This window comes from Prosthecodimorpha staleyi (assembly GCF_018729455.1).
Lineage (GTDB): Bacteria > Pseudomonadota > Alphaproteobacteria > Rhizobiales > Ancalomicrobiaceae > Prosthecodimorpha > Prosthecodimorpha staleyi.
Window position 1 is genome coordinate 142,736 of the sequence record NZ_JAHHZF010000003.1, and the last position, 18,217, is coordinate 160,952.

Here is an 18,217-nt window from a genome sequence, read left to right on the forward strand (position 1 = left end):
GGACCTGGATTCTTCCCCAGCGTGACCAGAAACCGTTAAGAATATCCTTGCACCGGGAAACACTCGGAAACGGTCTGGAATTACTGCAGGGGCCGCCAGCTGCCGTCGGGCTGCCGGCACGCGGTCGAGCGGACCACATCCTGCTTGGCCGCCGTGAGCACGACCTTATGGGTGTAGTCCCGGCAGGTATACTGGTTGACCGAATAGGCCGGTCCCGGCGTCACGCTGCCGGAATGGCCGTTCTGCGGGTTCTTCCACTCCCGCGCCGTGCCGGGCTGGCCATATTGCAGCGCGTCGTATTCGGCATCCGCCGAGAGCGCACGATCCTTGTCGTCGAGCGCACGCCCGGTCTCGCTGCCCAGCAGTGCGCCGAGCGTCGCCCCGAGGCCGAACCGGTCGCCGGACGGCTTCTCGTCCGTGCCCCCGCCGCATCCGGCAAGCCAGACCGTCACCATCACCACGCCGGCGAAACGAGCCGCAGCCATCGCCCTGACCTCTCGTTCAAACGGTCCCGACGGCCGACCGCGACCCTCATCGCAATCGGTCCGGAACCTTCCCGTCACCTTCACCGACCTGCGCTCTGCATCGACCTTATGGCTGAATTATGCAGCGCCGCCCACATCGGGGCGCGCCGAAACGAATAGCACAAGTCCCGCGCCCACCGACGGCCGATGCCGCGTCCGTGAGCCGGAAGCCCTTGCGCTGATACAATTTTGCAACGCAACACGACGCTTCCGTCTGCCGCCCGCGACCGCCCGCCGAGGCCCAGAACCCGGTCAAAGCGCCGGCAGGACCAGTTCGCAGCGCAGGCCGCCGAGCGGGCTGTCGAGCAGTTGGAAGCGCCCGCCGTAGAGCACCGCGAGATCGGTCACGATCGACAGGCCGAGCCCCGTTCCGGGCACCGTCTCGTCCAGCCGTTGGCCGCGCTTGACCGCTTCGAGCCGTTTCTCCGGCGACAGGCCGGGGCCGTCGTCGTCGACCCAGATGGTCAGAAAGCGGCGGTCGTCGGCACGCGGATTGCCCTCGATGCGCGCGGTGACCGAGACGCGCCCGATGCACCACTTGGAGGCGTTGTCCATCAGGTTGCCGAGGGTCTCTTCAAGGTCCTGCCGCTCGCCGCGGAAGCGCAGGCCGGGCTGGATGTCGGTCTCGACGACCACGCCCTTGCGCTCGAAGATCTTGCGCATCGCGCGGGCGAGCCGCTCGACCACCGGCTCCACGTCGGTCACCGCGCCGATCACCCGGCGCTGCGCCGCCATGCGGGCGCGCTCCAGATGGGTGTCGATATATTCGCGCATCAGGCCGGCCTGCTCGGCGATGCGTGCGGCCAGCGTCCCCTCCGTCCCGCGCGCCTCGTTGGTGATCACCGAAAGCGGCGTCTTCAGCGCATGGGCGAGATTGCCGACATGGGTGCGCGCCCGCTCCATGGTTTCGCGGTTGGATTCGATCAGCGCGTTGAGCTCCTGGGCGAGCGGTTCGATTTCCGACGGGAAGGTGCCCTCGAGCCGCTCCGCCTCGCCGGAGCGGATGGCGAACAGGGCGCGGCGCATGCGCTCGATCGGGAACAGGCCGAGGCGGACCTGGAAATAGGTGGTGATGACGAGGCCGAAGCCGACCAGCGCCAGGATCAGCGCGGTCCGGGTCGAGAAGACGGTGATGTCCTCGTTGAGATCGCCCGCATTGCCGGCCACGGCGAGGCGGAAGGCGTTCTGCTCGTCGAAGGAGATCTCGCGCTCGATGATGCGCAGATCCTGCCGGTCCGGCCCCTGGATGTAGCCCTTGGCGGTCCGGTCGGCGCCCGGCGCGATGCCGACATCGGAGGGCAGCACGAGCACGTCGCCGACCAGCGACTTCGAGGCCACCACGACCTTGTTGTCGGCCGAGCGCCGCACCACCCAGTACCAGCCGGACAGCGGCAGTTCGAAGCGCGGTTCGCCGACATTGTCCGGCTCGCGGAAGGATCCGGCCGTGTCCGACTGCGCCGCGATCGCTCCGACGAGGGTCTTCAGATAGACACCGAGCCGCTCGTCGAAGGCCCGTTCCGCCGAGCCGCGATAGACCGCGATCAGCACCGAGCCGGCGGCGGCCAGAGACAGGGCACTCCAGATCGCGGCGAGGACGAACAGGCGGAGGGCGAGCGAGCTACCCTGCATCGCCCGTCAAACCCACCGTGTAGCCGAGGCCGCGTATGGTCTGGATGATGTCGACCCCGAGCTTCTTGCGCAGGCGCCCGATGAAAACCTCGATGGTATTGGAATCGCGGTCGAAATCCTGATCGTACAGGTGCTCGACCAGTTCCGTGCGCGACACCACCCGGCCCTGGTGCAGCATCATGTAGCTGAGCAGCCGGTATTCGTGCGAGGTCAGCTTGACCAGATGGCCCGATACGGTGACGCGTCCCGATCGGGCATCGAGCCGGACCGGGCCGCATTCGATCTCGTTCGACGCGTGGCCGGCCGAGCGGCGCACCAGCGCCCGGACCCGGGCCAGCACCTCTTCCATGTGGAACGGCTTGGCCACGTAGTCGTCGGCGCCGGCATCGATGCCGGCGACCTTGTCGGACCAGCGGTCGCGCGCGGTCAGCAGCAGCACGGGCATCTTGCGCCCGTCCCGCCGCCATTGTTCGAGCACCGAGAGCCCGTCCATCTTGGGCAGGCCGATGTCGAGGATCACCGCGTCATAGGGCTCGGTATCGCCGAGGAAGTGCCCCTCCTCGCCGTCCCGGGCCTGATCGACCGCGTAACCCGCCTCCTTCAGCGCTTCGACGATCTGTGTGTTCAGATTGGCATCGTCTTCGACAACCAGCAGCCGCACGCCGTGCTCCCCTCGATAAACCCCGAGTCCGTCCGACTTCAGCGCTTATCGTACATGAATTGTCCAGAGCTGGCATCGAGAACCACTTTGCGCACCAGACCGTCGCGGGTCAGCACCGTGACCCGGTAGGCGAGCTTGCCGGCATCCAGGCAAAGATCGGCCTTGACGATATCGCCTTCGAGCTGGCGGCGGATTTCGGCGAGCTTGCGCGCCCGGCCTTCGAGCAGGGCCTCCTGCATCGCCCCGAAGGTCAGGCACTCGCCGACCGGCGTCTGCGCCACGACATTGCCCGGCGCGAAGGCGGCGAGCGCCGGCGCGAGCATGCCGCAGGCCGTGACGGCCGCGAGACAGAGGGAGGCGATTTTCCTGACCATGGGCGCAGATCTAGTCCGGCGGGACTGAACCGGGGATGAACGTCCGCCATACGGCATCTCCGTCCCGGATGCCAGCATCCGCCGCCGCAGGCGGGATCGAGCTCGAAGTCCGCGACCCGGCGCGAATGCCGGATTGCGGCCCCCCCGGCGCCGGTCACCCCGGCGGGCACAACGCAGCGACCACGGCATTGTGCGCCTTGATCGCCCGGATGGTTTCGTCGGTGTCGGCCTGCGACCAGGCGATCGGCTCGGCGAGGCGGCAATAGACCGCCGCCGGGCGCGTCGGGTCGGTCGCGCGGTCAGTCGCGACGGTGGCCGTCGTCGGCGCGCAGGCGGTCGGGATCGTCGAGAGAACGAACAGCAGCGCGGCGCGCCGCGCGGGCAAGATCGACGGCACGGATCATCTCCTCCATCCGGCGGGCGCAATCCTCGGCAAGCGGATCGGCGCCGCCGCGCCGGCCCGCATGGGCGATGAGTGCGGCGGCGAGCGCGACCAGCGCGCGGGCCAGGGCGAGCCATCCCATCTCGGGCTAGCCGATCGCCTTGGTGGCGCGCACCCGGCCCCAGATGGCGAGGCCGGCGCCGGCGATCACGATCAGCCGGTCCCAGACCTCGATCAGGCTGCCGATCAGATCGAGCGCGGCGGCCTGATCGGACGGCGCGATCGCATAGCCGCCGAGGCCGGCGATCGAGGCCAGGATGGCGAGGAGCGCGCCCCAGACGGTGCGCGACTGCAGAAGGGTCTTGGTCTCGGTCATGGCGGTCCTCAGGCTTCCTGGGTGGAGACGGCGAGGCCGGCCGGACGTGCGGCCGGCACGGCATCGGCGACGAGGGCGACGCCGTCCGGCCAGCGGATGCCGGTCGGACGCCCGGCGTCGTCGACGAGAAGGCGGCTCTTGGCGATCGCGGCACGGCTGACACGGTTGCCCTGGTTGCCGCCGAGGACGTGGTAGTGGGTCGCGTCCTCGCCCTCGTAGAGCCCGACATGGCCGCCGCCCTCGCGCGTGAAGACCAGCACGGCCCCCGGCACCGGCCGCTCCAGCCGCCGGCCCCAGGCCCCCCAGCTGCGTGCGGCCAGCGGGTTCGGCAGCGGCGGCATCAACCCGGCGTCGACCACCGCCCAGGCGACGGCCAGGCCGCACCAGGGAATGTCGTCGTCCTCGTAATAGGCACCGATCCAGTCGAGCCGCGGATGCGCGGCCGCGACCTTGCGCGCCATGGCGAGAATGCGCGGGGTCGAGCCCGGGCCGGGCGTTTCGGCAAGGCCGATCGTGGCGGCGAGCCGGGCATGCCAAGGGGCGGCGGACGTCATGGGACACCTCCGGGAGAGGACGAACGGGATGGGATGGAATGGGGGCTGGACCGCCCGAAGCCGCCGGATCGGCCGGCACGGGTCCGCAGGCCCGAATGCCCGCGAGGACTGGCCGGAATGGCGCGCGGCTCGGCATCGGCCAGCCGGCAGATTGGCGGGCAGGCAATTGGCAGGCAGGGCATGGCCAGGCGGGATATGGCCAGCCCGGGCATGGATGGGCCGACCGCGGGCGGTCCGCGGTCAAGCGAAGACGCAGGCCGGACTGTCCGGCGACACCTGCTTGACGGCGAGCGGTTCCGGCACCACCCAGCCGTCCGGCGCGAGCAGGTTGACGTGGCAGCCCTCGGCCGGCGCCAAGATCGGCAGGCCGTCGGCATCGAGCGCGCCGGTCGGCAGGGCGACGATGCCGGTGCCGAAGACGGGGTCGGGATAGACCGGCCCGGCCGCGGTCATGACCAGCGGCGGCAGAACCGGGCCGGTCTCGGTCTCTGTCTCTGTCCGTGGCACGGCCGTCAGGCCGGCCGCGCCGAGCAGGGCCAGGGCTTCGGTGCGATCGGTGAAGCGCAGGAAGATCGTCCTCATGCCGCGAGCCTCGCTTGGGCAACGGCGCCGGCCGCCGACGGCTGATCGGTCAGCATCCAGCCGACCAGTTGGCGCAGCCGCAGGATCTGTCCGGTCGAAAGTCCGGTCGATGCTCCGATATAGACCGTCGTCGGCCAGGAATTGGTCTGCGCCGCGGAGGCGCCCGCACCATTGACGGCGAGCCGTGCCCCCGAGGCGCCCCAACCGGCGCAGATGCCGAGCGCGCCGGGAATGACATCCGTGCCGACCCCGAGCGCCAGCGCCGATGTTGCATTGAAGATGGCGACGCGGGTGTTCGGCGTATTGGTCGCCCTGATGAGATTGAGACCGTCGCCGAGCCCGACGATCTGCTGCCCGGCCTGCGCCACCGGGATGGTGCCGCGCCAGGCGATCGCGGCCGAGGCGCCCTGGATGGCCGCGGCCGCGCCGGCGGCGATCTGGCAGAGGTCGGTCGCGCGGGTGACGGCGGCCAGCGTGTCGCCCGGGATGATCGAACCCTGCGACACCGCCTCGACGAGCTGCGGCAGGATGAAATGGACCACCGATCCGGCATTGGCCCCGATCTCCAGCCCTGCGCCGGTGCTGGCCGGGGTGACATTGGCCGACCCGGTCCAGGCATAGGCGCTGCCGGCGACGGAGGCCGAGCCGGTCCCGCCGGTCAGAAACACGGATGCGGCTGCACCGGTGCGCCGGGCATAGATGCCGAACGAATGGGCGTTGGTGTTGCCGACCGCGCCGGAGACCTTGGCCCAGGCCGCGCCCGTGCCGGCGGAATTGTCTAACCTGTAGACCGTCCCGCCGGTGCAGATCGCCGACAGGCCGGCCGCCGTCAGGGCGGCGCTGTCGTCGACGACCGAGAGCACCGCGGCGGCATCGCCGGTCTTGGTGACATTCGACGTGTCGACCGGATTGTGCTTGCGCGCCGTGATCTTGTTGGTCGCCGGTCCCTCCAGCAGCAGTTCGGGCGTACCATTGCTCCAGTCGATCCGGACTTCGTTGGCGCCGGCGGCCCTCAGGCTGCCGTCGGCATCGCAATAGGTCTTGCCGGCGCCGGAGGTGACGCCCAGCACCGCGGCGAGCGGCACGGCCGCGCCGCCGACGACGCACCGGCGGCCGGCGATATCGGCGACGAAGCCCGGCGCAACGCCGTCGAGCAGGTGCTCCGGCCGGCGCCACCAGGGCGCGGCGCCGGCGAGCAGCCGACGCGGGGGCAGCATCAGGCCCATGGCTCAGTCCACCGCGATGTTGGCCGACACGGCGGCGAGGTCGGCCGCGGTGCCGAGCGTCGGAGCGGCCCGCCAGACGAGCGCCAGCCAGATGTCCTGGCCGCTCGAAAGCTTGATCGAGCGGGCAAGCTGGTTGGCCTCGTAGAGCGTGCCGCCGCCGAGGCTGGTGATGCGGGTGAGGGAGACCGCCCCGATCACCTTGTCGAGATCGGCGGCCGCGACCGCGAGGGCGGCATTGTCGGTGATCGTCGAGGCTGCCGGATCGGCGCGGAACAGGATGGCGTCGAGCGCCGCCGTCAGGCCGGCCGTCTTCAGCGCGACGGTCAGGTCCTGCAGGTAGCCCGAACCGCCGGCGACGCGCAGGGCGCCGGCGAGCGGCATCTTGGCGCCGAGCGCATCGCCGGACGCATAGGCCGTGGTCGAGGTCGCCGGCAGGCTGGCCGGCGCCGAACGGATGATCCGCCCGCCGACCTCGCCGAGATGGGCCTCGGAGGCACCGCCGACGATCGGCAGCGGGTCGCTGTTGGCGTCGATAACGACGGCCGGCACGGCGCGCCCGTCGGAGCGCACGAGAAGGCGTTGTCCGGTGACGGACTGGGTTTCGGTCGGCATTTGGCGTTCCTGCGGCGGGAGGGAGGGGAAGCCCGGATCAGCGGGCGAGCCGGTCGAACCGGTCGGCGAGGTCCTGGACCGCCTTGACCAGGACGGGGACGAATTCGGCGTAGCGCAGCCCTTCCAGGCCGGTCTCGGCGTCACGCACCCAGAGCGCGGCATCGCGCCCGTCGAGCGCGGCCGCGACCTCCTGGGCGATCAGGCCGAAATGCCGGCGCCGGCCCTCGCGCGGCACCGGCGGCGCGGCCGGATCGGCCGGATCGGCGACCTGCTCGGCGACGCGCCAGCGGTAGCTGACCGGCCGCAGCCGGCGCACGAAATCGAGCCCCAGATCGGCCGCGGCGATGTCGATCTTCTCGCGCCGGTCGGAGGTGTTGATGGTCGCGCTGGCGGCGTAGATCTGCGACCAGCGGGCGCTCGCCGTGCCGAGCGTGCGGGCATTGTCGGCATCCGGCCGCACCACCCGGGCGACGGTGTCGCCCGAGGCGGCGACGAGCTTCAGGGCCTCGATCCAGCTTGCCCCGTCGGCGCTGACCTTCAGCGTGAGATCGTCGCTGCCGACGAGGCCGAGTTCGGCGCGGCCCGAATAGGCGGTCTGGAACAGGAGCGACAGCGTGTTGCCGGCGGCCTCCTTGGAGGCGGTCTGGCGCAGGTCGCCGGTGCCGCCCTCCCCGGTCGCCAGCGCGGCGAACAACATGGTGTTGAGCTTGGCCGCGATAGGATTGGTCGCATCCGCGGTGGTGCCGATGCCGAGCCGGGTCAGGTTCTGCAGGGCCGAGATGGCCCCGATCGCCCCGGCAACCGGGTCGACCCACGCGCTGCCGGTCCAGACCAGGAGCCGCGCCTCGTCGGCGAGCCAGACGCGCAGGCCTGCGGCCGGCACCGTGAAGGTCCAACCGCCATCGACCCAGGTGGCGATGCGGCCGGCCTGGCCGGTCCAGGCCCCGGTCGGGCTGGCCGCGACGATGTAGCCGGCGCCCTCCGCCGGGCTTGCCGGCGGCGCGGCCAGATCGCGATCGATGACCAGCGCCTGGACCAGCCGGTCGAGCGCGGCCAGGGCCTCGTTGTGGGTGACGTGCTTCTGCGCCTGGCCGGCTTCGATCAGCGGCAGGCCGAGACGGGCGGTCGCGGTCATGGGCGTCCCTCTTCGATCGGGATGGTGGCGTGTCGGGCAATGCCGGGGCCGAGCGCCGTGCCGATCTGGGCGACGCGCAGCGTCACCGAAACCGGTGTGGCGCCGACATCGGCGATCTGGGCGGCCGCGGTCCACAGATAGGACGGCGCCGCGATCTCGATCGTCCGGACCGCGACCGGCCCGGCCAGGATCTCCAGCCGGTAGCGCTCGCTCTCCTCGCCGAGCGCCACGTCGGCCGCCGTCCAGGCGTCCGCCCCGGCGAGCCGCGAGCGGCGGATCCAGGAGAGCGTCACGTCGCCGGTGGCGCGGCTGCGCGTCGCCTTCAGCGCGCAGGGGCTCCAGGGCGTGAGCCCGCGCCCGCCGATCGTCGCCGTCACGGTGACATAGGCCGCATCGTCATAGCCGCGCGGCTCGGGGCCGACCTTCAGCGTCACGTCGCGGCCGACATCGTCGCGCGCCGTCGGCAGGGCGACGACGCGGGCATCGAGCAGCACGAAGGCGCTGCCGGCCGGCGCGCCCGCCGCCCAGGCATCCTCCGAGCCGCCCTGGACGCGCAGGAGCCGGGTCAGCCGGTAGCGGCCGGCGGCGACCAGCTCGGCGCGGGCGAATTGCAGCACCTCCCAGAGGCCGCCGGCATGGCGCACCGCCGCCAGATTGGCGCCGGCCAGCACCTCGTCGTCTTCGTGGGCGGCGAGCGAGCCGGACTGGAGATCGACCAGCAGACCCGGGCCGTCGTCCCATAGCCCGACCGGCCCGGGTGCCAGCGCCTCGGCGAGCGTGCCGAGCGTCGCCGGCGCCTCGATGGTGCCGATCGACGCAAAGCTGGCCGTGCCGGTCTTGCGCCAGATCGCCAGTGCACCCGGCCAGGGCGAGACGGCGGCGGCGATGAAGGCGCGATCGGGCCGCTCGTCGGCCGCCCCATGGGCGATGTCCAGCACATGCACGATGGGCGCCCCCCAGGCGGCGGCATCCTCGGCATTGTCGAGCCGGCCGGCACTGCGCTGCGGGCTGTAGAGATCGCGGTCGACCCGGCGCGCCTCGATGGTGCGCACGCCGCCGTCCTCGATCCGCTCGACGATCACATCCATCGTTCGGTCGCCGGCCTCGAAGGCCAGGATATCGCCCGGCTCGACCGCGATCCGGTCCGGCCCGAGCGCGAAGCCGCAGCTCTCCCGGCCCGACCAGACATCCTGCAGCCAGGTCTCCGCCAAACCCGCCGCCACGTCGACCGGCAGCACCACCGGCAGGTCGGCCCGCGTCTCGCGCCGGCTCGCCTCGGTCAGCCGGTGCGAGGCCACCGTGGTGCGCCGGAAATCGCGCAGGGCATCCGACACCGTCACGTCGATGCCGCCCGGCAGGTCGCCGGCCTCCGCGCGCAGCCGCTCGACGAGCGGCCGGTCAATGCGGTCGACCAGATCGTCGCGGCCGAGGCTGCCGTCGCGCCGCCGCGCCCGGCCGGCGAAGCGGACATGCGTGCCGGCATCGTGGGCATCGACCTGGAAGGCGGCGAGCAACGGTTCCAGCGCCTGGCGCGGCGCCATCCGATCGTCGATCACGAAACCGTCGACATGGCCCGGCACCGCCCTTGTGGCGACCGCCGCGAAGCCGGTATCGGCCAGCACGGCCCGGATCAGCCCGTCGAGGCTGGTCCCGCCGAGCCGGCCGGTCAGCCAATGGCCGGTCGGCCAGGCGGCCGCATCGGCCCAGACGCCGGCGAGCGCCGGGAAGTGCGGAAAGGGCCGTGCGTCCCAGGTCCAGAACTGCAGGCCGCCGGGATCGACCATGCGCCGCCCGTCGAGCTCAGAGACCGGGTTGTGGGCGGCCTCGAAATCCGGATGGTCCGGATCGAAGCGCGCCAGCACGGCCTCCAGCATGCGGCGCTGCATCAGGTCGTCGCGGCCGCCGCGCGAGAAATGCGGCAGCCCGGCCTCGGTGGATTTGGCATCCGGAAACATGTTCGGCTGATTGGCGCCGAGGTCGACCGCCGGACAGCCGATCTCGACCAGCCGGAACGGCTTCGATTGCGGCAGCCAGGCCGTCGGCGTCGCACTTTCGACCCCGCCGGGGCGGTCGAAATGCGGGTTCGACCACCAGGATTTCAGGTCCTTGGGGCGGAACACCCAGGGCTTGCCGGCCGCCCCGTCGGTGATCGGCGTGCGCGTGCCGGCCTGCCGGTCCGCCGCTGAGGCATAGTACCAGTCGAACCCCTCCCCGGCGCCGAAGCCGGCGGCCAGCGCGCCGAGATCGTGCGGCGTGTCGGCGGCATCCGCGTCCGGGCCGCCGCCATGGCGCCAGTCGGCGAGCGGCCAATAGGCGTCGATGCCGACGAAATCGACATCCGGGCTGGCCCAGAACGGATCGAGATGGAAATGCACGTCGCCGGACCCGTCGGCCGGCTGGTGGCCGAACCATTCCGACCAGTCCGCCCCGTAGGAGACCGCCGTCGCGCTGCCGAGCACGGCCTTCACGTCCGCGGCGAGCGCCGTCAGCGCCGCCACGAACGGATAGGTGCCCGGCGCGGATCGGACCGTGCTCAGCCCGCGCAGCTCCGAGCCGATCAGGAAGGTGTCGACCCCGCCGGCGATCGACGCGAGTTTCGCATAGTGCAGGATCATCCGCCGGAACGACCATTCCGCCGGCCCGTCATAGGCGACCGCCTCGTCGTCCGCGTCGAAATCGCCGACCGCCGCCGTACCGACGAAGGCCGCGACCTGCGTGGCCGCAGCCCCCGTGCCGTCCGGACTGCCGATCTGGCCGGCGGCGGGGTGGCAGGTGATCCGCCCGCGCCACGGATAGGCCGGCTGCTCGGCCGCGCCGGCCGGATCGGGCAATCCGTTGCCGGCCGGAATGTCCATGGTCAGGAAGGGATAGAGGCAGACCTTGAGCCCGCGCGCCCGGATCGCCCGGATCGCGGCGACGACCGACTCGTCCGACGGCGTGCCGCCGAAGGCCGCCTTGCCGTCGACACGGCTGACGACGGCTGCGTCGGCGCGCGTCAGCCCGGCGACCGACCAGACGCCGTTGCCGCCCTTGTCGGCGGCCTCGACGGCCGGCCTCACCCGGCAGAGGCCGGCGCGCAGATCGTCGCCGAACCAGGACACCACCAGCGCGACCGTCTCCAGCTTCGGGCAGAGCGCCTGCAACTCGTCGAGCGAGGCTTCCAGATCGGTGATGCCGAGGCTCGAATGGGCATTCTCGCGCACCCACCCGGCCGCGCCGAGCCCGCCCAGCAGGCTGGCGGTGTGGTAGCCGAACTCGGTCGTGCCCGGGATCACCGTGACGGCGCGGATCAGCGGCTCCAGCCGGTCGACCACCCGGATCACCTCGAAGGCGAGTTGCGGGATGCGGTTGCCGAATTTCTTCAGCGCCATGCGCTCGAACACCGCCATCGCCACGCCGCGATAGGCCGGCGCCCCGCCCGGCTGGCGGGCGAGGATCAGCGGATCGGCCGCCTGATCCTCGGCCCCGAGATGGAACCGGATCGCATAGTCCTGCTGGTCGAGCTCGACCCCGTCGGCCCAGATGCGGCCGATCCGGTGGACCGGCCCCTCGCAGATCGCGACCGCGAAATTGGCGAAATAGCTGTAGGTGGTCAGCGTCGGCCCGCCCTTGCCGCCGGTCGACTGCTCGGTCGAGGTCTCCTCGTAGCGCGTCGCCCAGACGATCTCGCCGGTCAGGCGCACGCGGCCGTAGACGCGCGGGATCGCCTTGCCCTCGGTCGAGGTCTGGATGTCCAGATCCGACAGGCGCGGACCCTTCAGGTCGGGCAGCGTCGAGCGGATCAGCGCCCGGTCGATCAGCGCGCCGGCGATCGCGCCGAGCGCCCGGCCCGCGATCGCGCCGGCCGGCCCGAGCGAGGCGCCGAGCGTCTGCCCGGCGGCGGAAAGCAGGATTGTGGCCATCAGTCGGTCGCTCCCGGAAAGGCGAAGACATGGGCGACGTGCCGCCGCCACCAGGGCCCGAGCGGGCTCTCGACGACGGCCGCGCCCTCATAGGCATGCAGGAACCTGTCCGGCCCGGTCAGGATGCCGGCATGCTTGGCCGGCAGGTGCGGCCGCCAGCGGATCAGGATCACGTCCCCGGCCCGCATCGCCGCCGTCTCGACCGGCACCAGATGGCGCGCCGCGGCCTCCGCGAAGGCCTCCCGCCCGCCCGCCTCCGCCCAGTCGCGCGCATAGGCCGGCGGCGCCTCCGGCTCCGGCCCGATCACCTCGCGCCACACCCCGCGAATGAGCCCGAGACAATCCGCCCCGACGCCCTTCAGCGATGCCTGATGCCGATACGGCGTCCCGACCCAGGACCGCGCCACCGCCACGATCCGCTCCCGCGCCACACCCGCCATCGACGTCCTCCGTTGCCGAAACTCTCGCACTGATTGCCGCGCGATCCGGACAGCCGCGGCCCGGATCGCCTGCAGGGCGGCGCGCCTCCCGATTTTCCTGCCCAGGCGAAAGCCGACGCATCGCCTGGCTTTTCGTCAGGCGGCGGGAAGGCGGTTCGCGGCCGGTCTGTGGCGGGAGCGCAGGCGCGCCGTCCGGCGGGAGCCGGGCAGCCTCTCTTCCCCGCACTCTCGATGTGCATTACGAAGAGGCGATCGCGCAGCCGACGCGCGTCCTCACTCGCCTCGAAGACGTCATCGGGCTCGCTTGGGATTCGAGGCAACCTGACGGGTCCGCAGCAGCCGCATCCGCCTTGCCGGAGGCACAGACATCCCATGGATCGGCCGACCGAAAGCGGCCGCGGTGCGGCGCGAAGCCGTCGCGCAGCCGCGGCACCCTCCCGAAGCTGCAGGCATCGTGGCGCCGGCGACGGCAATCGTCCGTGGCCGATGTCCGAAGGCCGCGGCCATCCCGTTGACGATCTGCGAAGGTTGACCGATGCCGTATAGCTCAATCGCCGGCAAGAGCTGGATTGGTTCCAAAATCGCCGCGGCGGGCACGGTGCGCCGCATCCTCGACGTCGGTGTGGGCGTCGGTCGCTACTCCTCGCTCTTCAGAGAGCGGCACCCGGATGCCGAGTGGGTCGGCGTGGAGATCTGGGCGCCCTATGTCGAGCAGTTCGGACTTGCGCAGAAATATGATCAGCTGATCATTTCCGATGTCCGCTGGGTCGATCTCGCTCGCCTCGGCCTTTTCGATGTCTGTTTCTGCGGCGATGTTCTTGAACACATGTCGGCTTCGGACGCACAACAGCTCGTCGAGAGGCTGCTCCCGCGTTGCCGGCTCTTGTTCATATCCATCCCCCTGGGCTTCTGTCCGCAGGGCTCGGTGTTCGACAACCCGTTCGAGCGCCATGTCGTCGAGGACTATTCCGACGAGCGCATCCGGGACTACTTTCCGGCGGTCGTGGACGGCGCGGTCGAGACGCGTGGCGCCTGGACCATCGGCACCTATGCGCTGAGCGGGGACGCCGAGACGATCGCGGCCCTGCATGCCCTCCGGGTGGACGACCGTTCCGAACCGCCTGACGCGCACGCGGGGCAGTCTTAATCAGCCGAACCCAAAATGGGACAAACGACCCGCCTTGCCTTCCTGTGAGCGCGCCTGTTGCGTGGCATGCGAACGCATTCGGTAGCGTCGTTGTGAACAGTGACGGAGTCGTCGGTGGTTTCCGCAGTCGCCATTCTCTGTGCACGCAACGAGCGAGACCATGCTCTGCGCGCCATCCAACTTTTGATTGAGAACGCCATCGACGTCATTCTCATTGATCACGATTCGGCCGATGGCACCCGGGCCGCTGCGGCGCGCCATCTGGGTCGGGGCTTGCTGTCGATCGAACACCAGCCCTGGCGCGGGTCGTTTTCGCTGACGGATCAGCTCAGGATGAAGGCGGAACTCGGCCGGCAAGTGCCCCATGACTGGATCGTGCATGTCGACGCCGATGAATGGCTCTCCTCACCGCATCCCGGCCAGACCCTGCTGGAGGGAATTTCCGCAGCCGACGAGGCGGGAGCCAACGCGATCAATTTCGATGAGTTCGTGTTTGTGCCGACGGGCCTGCAACACTTCGATGCAGGAACCTGCCACGAGGAGATGCTTCAGTATTACTTCTTTCAACCATCCTATCCGCGCCTCATGCGCGCCTGGAAACGCAGTGCAGGTCTCGACAACCAGACGAGAGCCGGCCACAAGCTGACCGGCGCCGCCCTGCGTCTTCATTCGGAAGATTTCATCCTGCGCCATTACATCGTCCTGAGCGCTCGGCACGCGCAAGACAAATATCTCGGACGCAACTTCTCCGAGGAAGACAGGCTCAAGGGCTGGCACCGCAGTCGTACCCAGTTTCGACTCGAGGACCTGCAGCTGCCTTCGGCTGGCGAACTGCATCGCCTTCCGCATTGGACATCGAAAGACTTCACCAAGGCGACGCCAAGGACGGCGCATTTCTGGAGCTGGCCGAAGGCGTGACGGCTAAGCCGGCGCCACAGGGCGGCGGTCGCGTCCGAACTTTCCCGAAGGGAGGCGGCCCCTCCGTCCCCGTCGAACCGGCCCGCCCCGACCGGTCGTGACCGGCCGGGATGCGGCAGCTGCCGACCCCGCACCAGCGGCGGACCGCCGGACACCGGTCATTTCACCAGCGCCTTGCCGTCGTTGGGCAGCCGCGACCGGCCCGGATGGGCGAGCACAAAGTCGTTGCCGGGGATGTGGGGGAAGCCGCGGAAATTGAGGGCGTTGTCGAAGCGGTCGCGGCAGGTGGCGAAGCGCTTGTCGCAGCCGGCGGTGACCGTGAAGCCGTCTCCGGGGGCGATCGTCGCAGCCATCGGCTGCCAGAGTTCGAGCGTGGCGAGACCCGCGGCGAGGTCGTGAAACTTGACCTCGACGGCGCGGCCGGTATTGGCGCCGCCGGTGAAGACGAGTTGGCCGCGGTCGAACAGGCCAGCCGCAAAAATGGCGAGCCCGGAGGCGGTCAGGCTGCGCGGGCTCGATGCCGCGACGACCGTGCCGGTGCCGCGCCAGGCCGGCGCGGCGAGATCGATGCCGCAGCGCGCGTCGCCGAGGGCGGCGTCGCAGCGATGGCCGTAGAGCCGCCCGCGCGGCTGGTCGAGTTCGGCGGCGAGCCCGCGCAATTCGGCTCGGAAGGCGCCGTCGCGCTCGACGATCTCGCCGATGGTGGCGATCCGCAGCACGACATGCTCGGCCGGATCGCGCCAGTCGACCCGGGTCACCGTCACGCGCGCCCCGTCATAGAACCCGGCGGCGATGTCGGCTTCCGCGATCGCCGCCGAGGCCAGCGCGCCTGAGACCTCGGCGCCGCCGACCGCAAGTCCCGCGGCGGCCACGTCCTCGCTCGAGCCGAGCCCGCTCGCCGCCTCGTGGACAACGCCGTCGAGCGTGATCGGCCGGTCGTGGTCGGTGAAGCCGAGCCGGACGCCGTCGCGCCGGGTCAGGGTCCAGCAGGTGGCGAGGGTCGTCGCCGGGCTGGCGACATGGGCGGCAAGGCCGGCGGAGAGCGTCTTCACGGGCGAATCTCCACCAGCGGCACGGACGGGACCTGGCCGGCCAGGAAGCCGGCGACATCGATGTCGAGTGTGTCGGTGTCGAAGCGCACCGGCACATGGAAGCGGAACCCGGCCGTGACCGTCGCGCCGTCCGCCGGGATGGACGCGGGCGAGAAGGTGATGAGGCCGGTCGTGATATCGACCGTGAAATGCACCCCTTCGGTCTGTTCGACCCCGCCGACGGCAACACGGACCGAACCCGCCACCGGCTTGGCGATCGACCGGATCCAGGCCGCCTCGCCCGTTCCGTAGGTCTTGGCGAGCACGAAGACGGCTAACGCGCCGGTCCCGATGCCGATCGCCTGATCGAGCGGGCCCGGCAGGCCTGACGGCAGGCAGGAGCGGTCGTCGAGGCCGTCGCGGAAGCGGAAGCCGATCAGCCGGCCGCGGCGGGCCTCGAAGAAGGCGACCAGTTCGGCGAGATCGTCGAGGCTGCGCAGTCCCGTGCCGGCATCGTAGCGGCGGCGCGAATCGGCCCAGCGCTGGTTGCGGGATTCGAAGCCGGAGGCGAGCGGAACAATGTCGGTGCGCCGCTCCGGCCCGCCGCTCGCCCCGAAGGCGACCGGCGCCGGGAACAGCACCTCGTGGAAGGCGACTGGCGCCGTCATGGGCAAACTCCGCGTCTGATTTGATCTTCCTCAACGCCCGCCGCATTCCGCCGGGCTATCGATCGACCATCGACACCGCGCCCCGGCGCAGCCCTCGGGCGGCAGCGGGTGGGCCTCAAGACCAGCGCCGCGTCCGGATCCCGTGAAGGGCCGGAGACAAGCGGCCCCAAGGGAGAGCCGATGACGCATACGCACAATGAACTGGCGGACCAGCTGCCCGACTTTGCCGACCGGATCCACGAACTGAAGCAGTCGGATCGGCATTTCGCCCGCCTCGCGGACGAATATCACGAGCTGAACCGCCAGGTTCATCGCATGGAAACCAATATCGAGCCGGCAGCCGACGAAGAGATCGAAAAGGCCAAGAAGCAGCGGCTGAAACTGCTCGACGAAATCCAGTCGATGCTGAGCGCTTCCCCTGCATCCTGAGCGCCGGGATCGACCGAAGACGAGAGATTGACGCGTTCGGGAGAAGCGGGGCGACTTCACTCGAAGCCGTCCCGTGATCCGAACACACCGGTGCCAGAGCCCCTCCTCGTTTGGCCCGGTGTTACAGCCCGCGCCGTCCCCGTCCGACGGCGCGGGCTAATTTCGTTGCGACGAGCCCCTCCGAGCGGCGGAAGCCCTCGATGTCCGGGGTCTCGATATGGACCGTCACCGAGACCGGGGCGGCGCCACCCGCCGCCGCGACGCCGAGCCGGCCATCCGGGCCGCGCCTGAGCGGCATGATCGCTTCCGCGCCGGCCTCGCCCATCAGCCCGGTGCGCCCGCCGGCAAGCGGGAAATAGGTCGGCCGCGACACGATCCCGCCGGCCGCGAAGGGCATCACCTGTCCGCCATCGAGGACGCCGCCGAGCCGGAATCCGGTCGCCGGCTTGAACAGGCTCGACACCGTGCTTTCCAGCCCCGACGTGATGCCGCCGGTGATCGGCGACAGCGCGCGCGCCAGCGAGGCGTCGGACATCTGATAGGCGATGCCGCGCAGTACCGAATCGAGCTCGCGCCCCTGGATCACCGCGCCGCGGAAGGCCGAGGAGAGCGCCAGCCCGAAGCTGCGCGACAGGGTGCCGAGCTCGCCGAGCGTGCCGGCGATCTGGTCGGAGGTGGCGGCGACATCGCCGAGGCTGTCGGTCATCGGATCGGTTCTCCGCGAAAAGGGGGATGGCGGCCGCCCGGGAAGGAAGACGGCCGCCATCCGGGCCGCCCGAGCGGGCGGGGCTCCGGTCGTTGAACCGGCGCACGGGCGGCAAGGCGAATCGTCAGGCGGAGCTCCGGTCGGGTATAGGGGACGGGGCCGCGGGATCGGGGACGCGGAGAACCAGGCCCCGGCGTTCAGGGATGCGGAGAATGGGATCCCGGATCCAAGCCCGGACAGCCAGGCCACGGGATCGAACACCCCCTTTGCACAGCCCATCAACGGGTTATCCCCTTCTCCCCCCAGGGGGCAAAGGGGATGGAGCCGAGAGATCGGTGGCCGACTTTTTCACGATCCATCAACGGGTTATCTCCTTCTCCCTCCGAAGGGGGGAGAAGGTGCCCGAAGGGCGGATGAGGGGGACGATCCCGCGTCAATTCGATCAGGCCGCGATGGGACTGCGATCATGCCGCAGTCCAAACCGCCGCTTCCGAGGCTGCTGCAGCCTCCGGCCCCCTCATCCCGCCTTCGGCGACCTTCTCCCCCTTGCAGGGGGCGAAGGGGATGGAGCCGAGAGATCGGGGTCGGCTTTTTCACGATCCATCAACGGGTTATTCCCTTCTCCCTCCGAAGGGGGGAGAAGGTGCCCGAAGGGCGGATGAGGGGGACGATCGCGCGTCAATTCGATCAGGCCGCGGTCGGGACCGCTGGTTCCAAGGATGCCGCGGCATCGCACCCCCTCATCCCGCCTTCGGCGACCTTCTCCCCCTTGCAGGGGGCGAAGGGGATGGAGCCGAGAGATCGGCGGCCGGCTTTTTCACGATCCATCAACGGGTTGCTCCCTTCTCCCTCCGAAGGGGGGAGAAGGTGCCCGAAGGGCGGATGAGGGGGACGATCGCGCGTCAATTCGATCAGGCCGCG

At 70.5% G+C, this 18,217-nt stretch carries 20 protein-coding genes; 3 read left to right on the forward strand and 17 right to left on the reverse strand.

The window, feature by feature from the left end:
* Positions 1-80: 80 nt before the first annotated feature.
* The 14 genes from KL771_RS06565 to KL771_RS06630 form a co-directional block, all read right to left on the reverse strand.
* Positions 81-485: an RT0821/Lpp0805 family surface protein gene (locus KL771_RS06565; RefSeq protein ID WP_261967753.1), complete on the reverse strand. Its 405-nt coding sequence runs from the start codon at positions 483-485 to the stop codon at positions 81-83.
* A gap of 291 nt (positions 486-776) precedes the next feature.
* On the reverse strand, positions 777-2,153 hold the full coding sequence (locus KL771_RS06570) for an ATP-binding protein (RefSeq protein WP_261967754.1): 1,377 nt from the start codon (positions 2,151-2,153) through the stop codon (positions 777-779).
* Positions 2,143-2,814: a response regulator transcription factor gene (locus tag KL771_RS06575; protein ID WP_054360700.1), complete on the reverse strand. Its 672-nt coding sequence runs from the start codon at positions 2,812-2,814 to the stop codon at positions 2,143-2,145. Before KL771_RS06575 ends, KL771_RS06570 begins: the two co-directional genes overlap by 11 nt.
* 38 nt (positions 2,815-2,852) lie before the next feature.
* Positions 2,853-3,188 (reverse strand): PepSY domain-containing protein, encoded by a 336-nt coding sequence (locus KL771_RS06580; RefSeq protein ID WP_261967755.1) that lies wholly within the window; start codon positions 3,186-3,188, stop codon positions 2,853-2,855.
* Between the two features lie 154 nt (positions 3,189-3,342).
* Complete coding sequence (locus KL771_RS06585; RefSeq protein WP_261967756.1) at positions 3,343-3,585, reverse strand: hypothetical protein; 243 nt, start codon at positions 3,583-3,585, stop codon at positions 3,343-3,345.
* On the reverse strand, positions 3,488-3,712 hold the full coding sequence (locus tag KL771_RS06590) for a hypothetical protein (RefSeq protein ID WP_261967757.1): 225 nt from the start codon (positions 3,710-3,712) through the stop codon (positions 3,488-3,490). The genes KL771_RS06585 and KL771_RS06590 overlap by 98 nt, the downstream gene beginning before the upstream one ends.
* Before the next feature lie 6 nt (positions 3,713-3,718).
* A complete protein-coding gene (locus KL771_RS06595) occupies positions 3,719-3,946 on the reverse strand; it encodes a hypothetical protein (protein ID WP_054360697.1) in 228 nt (75 codons plus the stop codon).
* Between the two features lie 8 nt (positions 3,947-3,954).
* Positions 3,955-4,500, reverse strand: a complete 546-nt coding sequence (locus KL771_RS06600; protein WP_261967758.1) for a TIGR02594 family protein — start codon at positions 4,498-4,500, stop codon at positions 3,955-3,957.
* Between the two features lie 240 nt (positions 4,501-4,740).
* Complete coding sequence (locus KL771_RS06605; RefSeq protein ID WP_261967759.1) at positions 4,741-5,082, reverse strand: hypothetical protein; 342 nt, start codon at positions 5,080-5,082, stop codon at positions 4,741-4,743.
* Positions 5,079-6,308: a hypothetical protein gene (locus KL771_RS06610; RefSeq protein ID WP_261967760.1), complete on the reverse strand. Its 1,230-nt coding sequence runs from the start codon at positions 6,306-6,308 to the stop codon at positions 5,079-5,081. Before KL771_RS06610 ends, KL771_RS06605 begins: the two co-directional genes overlap by 4 nt.
* Before the next feature lie 3 nt (positions 6,309-6,311).
* The gene (locus KL771_RS06615; RefSeq protein WP_261967761.1) at positions 6,312-6,920 is read right to left on the reverse strand and encodes a hypothetical protein; all 609 of its coding nucleotides are present in this window, start codon (positions 6,918-6,920) and stop codon (positions 6,312-6,314) included.
* 37 nt (positions 6,921-6,957) lie between these two features.
* Positions 6,958-8,055 carry a DUF2793 domain-containing protein gene (locus KL771_RS06620; RefSeq protein WP_261967762.1) on the reverse strand — a complete coding sequence of 366 codons (1,098 nt, stop codon included), beginning with the start codon at positions 8,053-8,055 and terminating at the stop codon, positions 6,958-6,960.
* On the reverse strand, positions 8,052-11,957 hold the full coding sequence (locus KL771_RS06625) for a baseplate multidomain protein megatron (RefSeq protein ID WP_261967763.1): 3,906 nt from the start codon (positions 11,955-11,957) through the stop codon (positions 8,052-8,054). The genes KL771_RS06620 and KL771_RS06625 overlap by 4 nt, the downstream gene beginning before the upstream one ends.
* Positions 11,957-12,397: an NlpC/P60 family protein gene (locus KL771_RS06630; RefSeq protein WP_261967764.1), complete on the reverse strand. Its 441-nt coding sequence runs from the start codon at positions 12,395-12,397 to the stop codon at positions 11,957-11,959. Before KL771_RS06630 ends, KL771_RS06625 begins: the two co-directional genes overlap by 1 nt.
* Positions 12,398-12,932: 535 nt before the next feature.
* Here KL771_RS06630 and KL771_RS06635 point away from each other — a divergent pair.
* Together KL771_RS06635 and KL771_RS06640 are read left to right on the forward strand one after the other, a co-directional pair.
* Positions 12,933-13,544 carry a class I SAM-dependent methyltransferase gene (locus KL771_RS06635; RefSeq protein WP_261967765.1) on the forward strand — a complete coding sequence of 204 codons (612 nt, stop codon included), beginning with the start codon at positions 12,933-12,935 and terminating at the stop codon, positions 13,542-13,544.
* A 114-nt stretch (positions 13,545-13,658) separates the two neighbouring features.
* Positions 13,659-14,462: a glycosyltransferase family 2 protein gene (locus KL771_RS06640; RefSeq protein WP_261967766.1), complete on the forward strand. Its 804-nt coding sequence runs from the start codon at positions 13,659-13,661 to the stop codon at positions 14,460-14,462.
* 158 nt (positions 14,463-14,620) lie between these two features.
* Here the strand turns inward: KL771_RS06640 and KL771_RS06645 are convergent, their stop codons facing one another.
* A complete protein-coding gene (locus tag KL771_RS06645; protein ID WP_261967767.1) occupies positions 14,621-15,514 on the reverse strand; it encodes a DUF2163 domain-containing protein in 894 nt (297 codons plus the stop codon).
* A complete protein-coding gene (locus KL771_RS06650; RefSeq protein WP_261967768.1) occupies positions 15,511-16,161 on the reverse strand; it encodes a DUF2460 domain-containing protein in 651 nt (216 codons plus the stop codon). The genes KL771_RS06645 and KL771_RS06650 overlap by 4 nt, the downstream gene beginning before the upstream one ends.
* Before the next feature lie 108 nt (positions 16,162-16,269).
* Between KL771_RS06650 and KL771_RS06655 the strand changes: the two genes are divergently transcribed.
* Entirely contained in the window at positions 16,270-16,590 is a 321-nt protein-coding gene (locus KL771_RS06655) for a YdcH family protein (RefSeq protein WP_315901483.1), read from the forward strand.
* Between the two features lie 121 nt (positions 16,591-16,711).
* Here the strand turns inward: KL771_RS06655 and KL771_RS06660 are convergent, their stop codons facing one another.
* Positions 16,712-17,296 (reverse strand): phage tail tape measure protein, encoded by a 585-nt coding sequence (locus KL771_RS06660; protein WP_261967769.1) that lies wholly within the window; start codon positions 17,294-17,296, stop codon positions 16,712-16,714.
* Between the last annotated feature and the right edge of the window lie 921 nt (positions 17,297-18,217).